Consider the following 9,789-nt stretch of genomic DNA (forward strand, 5'->3'; position numbering starts at 1 on the left):
AATTCGGATTAAATTTGCAATCTACCATAACAGGAAGAAAACTAGGGTTGCATCCATATTATTAGTTCTAGAATCAGCAACCACAATTGGAGTTAAGGTCATAATTAAAGCAGAAATTCGAGCAGGAATTCTACCAAAACGTTTTGAGACCATATTATAAATCAGATATACCGATCCAATTCCAAATAGAATTGATGGTAAAACAACACTCCAGCCATGAACGCCAAAGATTTTTGCACTAATTGTCATGAACCAGAGGGCAACTGGTGGCTTATCGACAGTTATAAATCCAGCTGGATCAAAACTGGCATACCAGAAATTCTTAAAACTTTTTGTCATACTGACAATAGCGGCAGTATAGAAATTATTAGCCTCTCCTGCTTCCCAAATATTCCAGGCATACAAGAAAGCTGCCAAAATTAAAATGGCAATTAACCAATAATCGTATTTAATAGTTCTTAAACGATGAGAAAAACTAGGTTTTTCATTTTTTTGAATGCGACTTGGTTCTTTTGATTCCATCATTTATCTTCTCCTATCCTTAAATAGCTATATTTACAAAAAAACAAATGATTGAATAAATTAGAATCGATAATAAGATCGGTTTTAATTGCAAATTATTTTTCATCTGTTCAAGTTCCTTTCTTAACAACAAGGACAAGATTAGCCAAACTAGCTTAAATTTAGCTTAAATCAAAATTTATGCTTTATAATTATGTTTAGAATTTATAAAAGGAGATTGCAATGTCAAATAATATTAGAATCTTAGTAGTTGAGGATGACGAAAATCTAGCCAATAATATTGCGACATTCTTAGCTGACTTTTCAGAAGTTGATATTGAAAATGATGGTTTAAGCGGTAAGTTTGTTGCCAGTGAAGACGTTTATGACTTAATCATTTTAGATATCATGTTGCCAGAAATGAATGGCTATGATGTTTTAAAGAATATTCGAAGAGATAAAATCAATACGCCTGTGCTTATCCTTACTGCCAAGGCCGAAATTGACGATAAAATCCACGGCTTTAATTTAGGAGCCGACGACTATCTCACCAAACCATTTCATCGTGAAGAACTCCAGGCCCGGGTTAAAGCTTTATTAAAACGCAGTGGTGCTTTAGCAGACGATTCAACTCTAAAAATTAGAAACCTAGAAGTAAATATCAATAATCATGAAATCAAAGTCGACGGGAAACAAATTGCTTTAAACGGTAAAGAATATGATTTATTGGTTTATTTATTACAAAATAAAAATACTATTTTGACGAAAGATCAAATCTTTGAACGTATCTGGGGTTTTGATTCAGATACTTCAATTACCGTTGTCGAAGTTTATATGAGTAATCTACGCAAAAAATTACGGCCTTCTCAAAATGACAATTTGATCAAAACTATTAGAAATGTCGGGTATATTTTCCAAGATGAAGCTGAAGTCTAAACAAAGTAAAATCACCCGTCGACAACAATTCAAACTATTCTTGTCAATCATGGCGTCGTTTGCCATTCTTTTTATTACCTTAGGCTTAATTATCTTCAATTTGTTTCAATCATCTACCTATAAGAGCATCGATAAAGATATTCGTAATCAAGTCGTTGCTATTAAAAAACAACCTAATATGCAAAAACAGACTAATCCAGATCCACATGATCCCAATAATCACTTTATTAATAGCAAACCAGACCCTAAAGCACCCTTCCAAGCCTCAATCTTAGTCTTCAACAATAAAGGCAAATTAACCAACAAAAGTAGTCTGGGAAATCGTTATTCAGTATTGAAGAATATAAAATTAAATAAAAGAAATGTTAATTTAAAACAAACAATCGTTGTTAATAATATGAATTTCCGTTCCATATTAATAAAAGTCTCCAAAAAAAATAATAATCCCATGTATGCCGGAAACTACGTTTTGATCATGCAGAATATTGATACGCAAATTCAGGCTATTCAAAACTTTGAGCAAATCTTGATTGTTACTTTCTTCATCTTTTGGATCATTGCTTTAGTTATTTCGTATTTCCTAGCTAAAATCAACATGTTACCAATTGTTAAATCCTGGAAACAGCAAACCGAATTCGTTAACGATGCCGCTCATGAACTACGGACGCCCCTGACAATTATTCAAGGTAAGCTGGAATACATGCTTACTAAACCGAATAAAAAAATCATTGATGAAGCTGAAGCTATTTCGGTTTCTTTGGACGAAGTTAATCGTCTTAACTCCTTGACTAATAATTTATTAGTCTTAGCTCGTTCTGATTCTGCAACTACCAAACTCAATTTTGAATTGACTAAGCCTGATTTCTTTTTAAAAGATCCAATTGAACCATTCAAGGATATTATTAATTCGCAATCTAAAGTCTTTCAAATCAATTTAATTCATCGTCCTACACTCTACTTGGATCGTGATAAAATTAAGCAATTACTGATTATTCTCTTGGATAATGCTACTAAATATACTCCCAAAAATGGCACCATTAAAATTTATGATCAAATGGAAGGATCTAAATATCAATTTGTCATTTCTGATACTGGCGTTGGTGTAGTTGACAAAGATAAAAATAAGATTTTTGATAGATTCTATCGTGTAGATAAATCTCGTAACACCAATAGTGGCGGTCATGGATTAGGGTTAGCCATTGCCAAACAAATCGTAACTGTCCATAAAGGTCATATCTACGTCCGAAACAATTTACCACATGGCAGTGAATTTGTAGTTGAACTTCCTATTAAACATTGATTTTTTCAGCAAATAAGATTGTTGATACAAATAATCTGCTAATTGGTATGACTGACAATGCTAATGACGGCAAATGGCAAAGTGAGACTGACTTTACAGAAAATATTCTTAAATATCTTAAGTTGAATTTTCGATCCAACGATACTGGTGGCTCTTCCCCTGGAAAATATGTCAGTCACTGGACTTGGAATGCAGTTGACTCATTGTAGAAAAAACGCCCAATGACTTTAAAATTCTTTAGTCATTAGGCGTTTTTGTCTCTAAATGTTTAAATAGAAGATAATATAATTAATGGAGGCTTTTTCATGGACAAACAACTTATTAAAAACTATTGGTTTGATTTTTTAAGTGACAAAAATGCACTTGATTATCCTCTAGGCGACATTACTATTTTTGGAGGCGATCCCAATAAACTAGCTCAATTAGTCTATGAGGGCATCAAAACTGCTACCACATCATCATACGATCTTTACGAACCAAGCGAATACATGCCTGAAGTTGGAGATTATAATATTATTCTCAATGGCAAACAAGAGCCAGTCTGCATTACTAAGACTTTAGTCACTGAAGTAGTACCTTTCAATCAAATTAGCGCTGAACATGCTTATCACGAAGGCGAAGGCACTAAAACACTTTCTTATTGGCGAAAAGTTCACGAAGATTTTTTTAAGAAAGAATACCAAGATGCAGGTAAAAAATTCGACTACGATATTACTTGTTTATGTGAAGTCTTCAAACGTGTTTATTAGCATTCAAAAAATGACGTTATCTCAAATATGGTCCTTACTCAAGTTTGGTTATAGTGTGAGTATTTTTTAATTCCCGTCCTCCACAAAAAGTGGGAATGCTGTTGGAACGCTATGGGCCGATTTGAAACTAATCATTTTACACTTCGTGCAAAATAATGGATTTCCAAACTCGGCCTCATTGTAACCGGCAAAGCCGCTAACAATGATCTCATAGCTGAACGCATTCCCACTTTTTGCTCCGGACTGACTCCTACTTTATTCATTAATTCTAAATAACAGATAAAAACTGCCACTATTAAGAAATCCAAGCATAATTGTATGTCTGGAATACCTAATAGTGGCAGTTTTTTAATTTAAAATTTCTATTTAATATACAGAGACAAAAAATTTTACATATTGTAAATTTGTTCAATAGAACCGAAGACTTAATCGGTAGTAAAAAATCTGTGGGCCCTCAGTGGTGATATTCTACTTAGCTTGCGAAGCAAGGTTAGTAGAAGACCGAGCTTAGAGATCCATAATTATTCACGAAGTGGAGAATTATGAAGCTCTAAGTCGTGTCCACCACGTTCCAGTGGCCCACCAGATTTTTTGCGGACGATGGCATATTTCAATCACATCAGTTAGTATACTCACGCTATAACCAAACTTGAGAAAGAACCCCAATATGGACTAACGTTGCTTTTTATTATAAATAAAAATCTTTTTACAATTGATTTTTATCTTTTTCATCTAAAGAATCAGAAATTTTCTTCAGATACATTACCATCTCATCTTCCTTAGTTGTTTCCTCTTCTTCTGTTTCTTCTTCACGATTTTTAATAATCTTATTCATCACTTTAACAAGTAAGAAAACCACAAAGGCAATAATTAAGAAGTTAATGATTGATTCAATAAACGTTCCATATTTAAAAGTAGCATCCCCAACTTTAAATACCAAGTTACTCAAATCAATTTTACCAAGAAATAAACCAATCAATGGATTAATCAAGTTACTAACCAACGATTGTACGATGGCTGTAAAAGCAGCCCCCATAATGACACCAACAGCTAGGTCCATGACATTGCCACGACTAATAAAATCTTTAAACTCTTTTATCATAATAACAATCTCCTAAAAAATTATTAACTACTTTAATTATGGCTTTTTACCAGTACTTTTTGCAAATTTTTTATCATATTAATATATACAATTAGCCATTTCTTCATTTCTATCCAAACAATCACATTTACTCTATAATTCAAGTTGAAAGGCTGTGAAAAAATGAATGACTTTGATATGTACAAAATAACTTTAGAAACCATTTCTGAACAGAATCCAAAAGACTTCCAAGAATTACTAGATGATTGTCAGCACTATCAGATTATTAAAGACTATATTGCTAGTGATGAACCCAATCAATTTTTAATTCAAAATATGGAAAATACCTTAATAAGTTTAATTAATGACGGCTTAGTATCTGGTATTATCAGTCCATTAAAATATGTAACTTTAATAAAATTAAACGGCTTAACTATTTTGGGATGTCAATATCTTAAAAAACTTCAAGAACAAGATATTCAGCAACAAATCAAAAATAGCTTTAAGAATAGTGGCCATATTATGTCCACTAAAGCCCTTACTCAGGCCTTGGCCGAATTAATATTTTAGTATTAGCTTCTTCTAAGGCTATTATTAGCTACAACTAAATTATTTACTAATATGGACTAAGTTTATTCATTGACACCTCTTTTAGTTAGAGATAGTCTTTAATCGTATTAAGTTTCTCGATAAAAGCGGAGGTTATTTTATGTCAAAGACTAAAGTAGTAATCGTTGGTGCATCACATGGTGGTCATCAATCAATTTTGGAATTGCTAAAACGTTACGATGACGTCGATATCAAATTATTTGAAGCTGGAGATTTTGTTTCATTCATGTCCTGTGGAATGGAATTATTCTTGGAAAACAGCGTCACTGATGTCAATGACGTCCGTAATTTTAAACCTAGTGATTTTGATAAAAACGAAAATGTTGAAATTTTAAATAATCATCAAGTAACTAAAATCAATGCTGATAAGAAAACTATTACCGTTGTCGATACAAACAACAATAGCCAAGAATACCAATATGACAAATTAATTCTTAGTTCCGGAGTTACTCCTAAGTCCTTACCTGTCCCTGGCAATGATTTAGAAAACGTCTTTTTAATGCGCGGCTTCGATTGGGCAACCGCTATTAAAAACAAACTTGAAGATCCAAGTGTTAAGAACGTGACTATCATTGGAGCTGGCTATATTGGAATTGAAGCTGCTGAAGCAAGCAAAAAAGCTGGCAAGAACGTAACAATTCTTGATGTCATCGACCGTCCCTTAGGAACATACCTAGATGCTGAAATGACTGATATTTTGGTAACTCATTTAGAAGACAAGGGTGTCAAGGTAGTTACTGGCGCTCATATTAAAGAATACGTTGGCATCAATAAAGTTGACGCCGTTAAAACCGAAACAAATGAATATCCTAGCGATTTGGTTATCCAAGCTGCTGGCGTTAAGCCAAACACTGATTGGCTTAAGGGAACAGTTGCTTTAGATGATCGTGGCTGGATTAAAACTAATGAATACTTACAAACTAATCTTCCAGACGTCTATGCTATTGGCGATGCTACTTTGGCTTACTCTATACCCGCTGATAACAAAGTTCCAATTGCTTTAGCAACTGTTGCTCGCCGTGAAGCCAGATATGTCGTAAAGCACCTCTTTGAAAAGATTCCCGCACTTCCCTTCAAGGGTGTTGTTGGTTCATCTGCTTTAAGCGTCTTTGACTATCACTTTGCCGAAAGTGGTCTAAATAGCTTCACTGCTGATCGCTCAAAAGTTGCCCTTAAATCATCATTCTATTCTGGAAACTTGAGACCAGACTATGTCCCTGAAGGAAAAGACAATCCTAAAGTTTGCGTTCAACTTTTCTTTAATCCTAATTCACATATTTTGTTAGGTGGCGCTATTCTGTCAACTTATGACATAACTGCTCAAGCTAATGTTTTAGCTTTGGCCATTCAACATAAATTGACCGTAGAAGATCTAGCTGACGCCGACTTCTTCTTCCAACCAGGATTTGACAGACAATGGAGTATCCTAAACGTTGCTGCTCAACATGCTTTGGGTGAAGCTGATTTTTAATCTATTATAAAAAAAAGAAAAAGAGTTCTAAATGCTGAAATTAACAGTATTTAGAACTCTTTTTTATGAATTTATTTAGTGCCGTTGGTGGGATTCGAACCCATACTCGAGAAACTCGAACAGCGACCTGAACGCTGCGCGTCTGCCAATTCCGCCACAACGGCAAATCAATACAAATATTTCTGGAATTAGATTACAATGAAAATGATACTACAAATGGAGGGGCTTGTAATGGAAAAAATTGACAAAAGTATTTTAAATCAAGTAATAATTCCTAGAAATCCTGAATCTTATAAAGGAAACTATGGAAAGGTCCTCATAATTGCTGGCTCTAACCACTTTGGTGGTGCAGCTATTTTAGCTAGCAGTGCTACCGTCCACAGTGGTGCTGGACTAGTCACGGTTGCTACTACTCCCGAAAAGTTCACTGCAATCAATACCAAAATCCCAGAGGCTATGACACTTGATTATCATAATAAAAAAGAACTCTTAACAGCAATTCTTGATAATACTGTCATTGCTATTGGACCTGGCCTAGGAACATCATCAATTGCTAAGGGCTTAGTTAAGGCAGTTTTGAATAATACTAAAACTGATCAAACTGTTATTCTTGATGCCTCGGCCCTAACAATCATTGCCGAAGAAAAAATTCCCCTTCAAACTACGGCTCATATTATTCTCACACCCCATCAAGGAGAATGGCAACGTCTTTCACAATTAGAAATTCCGGAACAAACTGAGACTAATAACTTTAATAGTATTCAGGCTTTGAATCCCGATGCTGTTTTAGTTCTTAAAAAACATCACTCTGAAATATACTATCAAGATTTAACTTTTCAAATAGAAGCTGGTAATGCTGGCATGGCTACAGGTGGCATGGGTGATACTTTAACGGGTATTATGGCTGGTTTTATTGGTCAGTTTGGTTACTCATTAGCTACTATTCAAGCCGCTCTATTAATTCACAGCACTATTGGCGATCGACTTAATCAAAAGCATTATGTCATCTTGCCTTCAAATATCATTGAAAAATTGCCAAAATATATGGCTAAATATAGTTCCCAAGATCATGAGTCTTAAAAAGACTACATTGCCACTTCAGACTCCTATCCTTTCTATTTAACTTAAAAATGCCTAATGACTAGATATTAAAAGTCATTAGGCATTTATATATATTTGAATTGAAAAGTACAAATTAAAATAGTTTCAGTAACAACAGGATATACTTCAATTAATCCTATCTAATATTAAAAATTCTTCTAATCCTTTCTACACGAGAACCAAGAATTTTATCCGCTAATGAAGTTTTCAAAACTAAGTATCCATAAATGACTCCACCTAGTCCTGCTTCAAGAACTAATACCACTACACTTATAATTCGATCTGAGTTACCCACAAAGTGGAAAACAATCCAGTCTACGAACATGACTGAAACAAACATAATCAATGAGAATAAAATAATTCCACTGATTCGGCGAGAAATACGGCCAGTATTAAATGGATAAATAGCATGCAATTCACGAATCATCAGCCAACAAACCACAGCCATTCCGATACTTGTTGCTACTAAAGGTCCAAATTCATGGAATAACCAAATCATTGGCAATTGAGCAACAACTTTTACAATAAAACCATAAACAAAATATTTGATTGCTAACTTGTTTCGGTATAACGCTTGCAATACTGCTGACAAAACGGTAAACAATCCCAATAAGATTGAGATAACAGATGAAAATTGCAACATCAAAACGCCTAATGCGTCATAACGATAAAATGTCGTCCATAATGGTTGCGCTACAGCATACATTCCTAACGATGCTGGAATCATGATGAAGAAGAATAATTCCAAAGTATTAGAAATTTGATTTTCAATTTTCTTTTTGTTCCCTTTTGAATACAAGCCTGACAAAATTGGTACTGCAGTAACAGCCATAGCTGTTGATAAAGAAACAATAATCATAATTAATTTATTAGCTTGAAAACCAAAGAGTGAATAGTAATTATCCAATTGGGCCCCAGTCGCATTAACGAACAATCTCATAAATTGATTAAAAGTCGACTGATCAAATAAATTAAAGAAAGTTATTCCCGCATCTAAAATAATAAACGGTACAGCCTGTTGGAAAATTTCTCTAGTAAAGTTATTTTCATTAACATTCGCCACTGGTTTACCGTTACGCGACAATCTTCTTAAAGTAGGTAGCTTCTTCAATAGAGCCATTATCAGAATTATAATGGCTACTCCTGCACCAATGAATGCTGCAAAAGTTGATTGAACAACGGCATTGATATAGCTGCCCTTATTCACAATCATAATCATATAAGTAGCTAACAACATATAAATGACACGAGCTATCTGTTCAATAAATTGTGAGATTGCTGAAGGTGCCATATCAGAATAACCCTGCAAATATCCTCGCAAAATACTCAAGATTGGAATAATTAATACCGCAATCGCCAACGATTTGATAACGGGGATACTTCTCGGATCACCATCAGTAAAAATCGTAGCTAAAACAGGAGCTCCAAAATACATTATGGCAGCAAAGAGGACTCCCATAAAGGTCATTATCTTCAAACCATGTTTGAATAATTTATTACCTGTTGCATACTGATCCAATGCATTATAATGTGAAATCTGTTTAGAGATTGCCCCCGGTATTCCTGCCGTTGAAATAATCAAAAACAAACTATAAATATTATAACCCTTAGCATACAAGGCATTAGCTGCTGGATAATATGATCCCATCCACGCCATCCAAGGAATAATATATATTGCTCCTAGAATACGTGAAAAGATACTACCAGCAGTCATCCACGCTGAACCTTTCAGCATGGTATCTTGTGAAGACTCAGGATCAATTACTGGCATTACTCCCTCATCGTCACGGCTTTTATTTACGCCCAAAACCTGCACCACCTTAAAAACTATCCATTTAATTATAGCAAAATTCTCATCCTAAAAATTTTAAATTACACTTAAATTGCTTAAAAATCAAATTAATTTTCAAAAGATACGACTTTTTTACATAACTGAGAAATTGTAAAGCAAAAAAAATACTTTTTTATGATAAAATAATCATTGTTGAATATAAAAAAACAAACTTTTAGTTATAAGGTAGATTGCAAATTTAATCCGAAT

Annotated in this window: 9 protein-coding genes, 1 tRNA gene and 1 pseudogene; 7 read left to right on the plus strand and 4 right to left on the minus strand. The window is 34.0% G+C overall.

All coding sequences use genetic code 11. The features are described 5' to 3' along the window. Positions 1–27: 27 nt before the first annotated feature. Positions 28–522 (minus strand): annotated as a pseudogene (locus FD26_RS10035) (glycosyltransferase family 39 protein); the annotation flags it as partial. 222 nt (positions 523–744) lie between these two features. On the opposite strand from FD26_RS10035, the gene FD26_RS10040 reads away from it, so the two are divergent. From FD26_RS10040 to FD26_RS10055, 4 genes are all read left to right on the plus strand, one after another. After that, positions 745–1,437, plus strand: coding sequence for a response regulator transcription factor (locus FD26_RS10040; RefSeq protein ID WP_057868291.1), 693 nt, complete (start codon positions 745–747; stop codon positions 1,435–1,437). After that, entirely contained in the window at positions 1,421–2,737 is a 1,317-nt protein-coding gene (locus tag FD26_RS10045) for a sensor histidine kinase (RefSeq protein ID WP_057868292.1), read from the plus strand. Before FD26_RS10040 ends, FD26_RS10045 begins: the two co-directional genes overlap by 17 nt. Next, entirely contained in the window at positions 2,734–2,946 is a 213-nt protein-coding gene (locus FD26_RS10050; RefSeq protein WP_057868293.1) for a hypothetical protein, read from the plus strand. Before FD26_RS10045 ends, FD26_RS10050 begins: the two co-directional genes overlap by 4 nt. A gap of 96 nt (positions 2,947–3,042) precedes the next feature. Continuing rightward, a complete protein-coding gene (locus tag FD26_RS10055) occupies positions 3,043–3,486 on the plus strand; it encodes an ASCH domain-containing protein (protein WP_057868294.1) in 444 nt (147 codons plus the stop codon). Positions 3,487–4,192: 706 nt separating this feature from the next. Here the strand turns inward: FD26_RS10055 and mscL are convergent. Further along, a complete protein-coding gene (mscL, locus tag FD26_RS10060; RefSeq protein ID WP_057868295.1) occupies positions 4,193–4,588 on the minus strand; it encodes a large-conductance mechanosensitive channel protein MscL in 396 nt (131 codons plus the stop codon). A 162-nt stretch (positions 4,589–4,750) separates the two neighbouring features. On the opposite strand from mscL, the gene FD26_RS10065 reads away from it, so the two are divergent. Then, positions 4,751–5,137 (plus strand): hypothetical protein, encoded by a 387-nt coding sequence (locus FD26_RS10065; protein ID WP_057868296.1) that lies wholly within the window; start codon positions 4,751–4,753, stop codon positions 5,135–5,137. Positions 5,138–5,276: 139 nt separating this feature from the next. Continuing rightward, on the plus strand, positions 5,277–6,647 hold the full coding sequence (locus tag FD26_RS10070) for an NAD(P)/FAD-dependent oxidoreductase (RefSeq protein ID WP_057868297.1): 1,371 nt from the start codon (positions 5,277–5,279) through the stop codon (positions 6,645–6,647). Between the two features lie 79 nt (positions 6,648–6,726). On the opposite strand, the gene FD26_RS10075 is transcribed toward FD26_RS10070, so the two are convergent. Beyond that, positions 6,727–6,811, minus strand: a tRNA-Leu gene (locus tag FD26_RS10075). 67 nt (positions 6,812–6,878) lie between these two features. On the opposite strand from FD26_RS10075, the gene FD26_RS10080 reads away from it, so the two are divergent. Beyond that, positions 6,879–7,727, plus strand: a complete 849-nt coding sequence (locus FD26_RS10080) for an NAD(P)H-hydrate dehydratase (RefSeq protein ID WP_057868298.1) — start codon at positions 6,879–6,881, stop codon at positions 7,725–7,727. 157 nt (positions 7,728–7,884) lie between these two features. On the opposite strand, the gene FD26_RS10085 is transcribed toward FD26_RS10080, so the two are convergent. Beyond that, positions 7,885–9,519: a putative polysaccharide biosynthesis protein gene (locus FD26_RS10085; RefSeq protein ID WP_057868299.1), complete on the minus strand. Its 1,635-nt coding sequence runs from the start codon at positions 9,517–9,519 to the stop codon at positions 7,885–7,887. Positions 9,520–9,789: the final 270 nt, after the last annotated feature.

The organism is Companilactobacillus crustorum JCM 15951, assembly GCF_001434585.1.
In the GTDB taxonomy this organism is placed as follows: Bacteria; Bacillota; Bacilli; order Lactobacillales; family Lactobacillaceae; genus Companilactobacillus; species Companilactobacillus crustorum.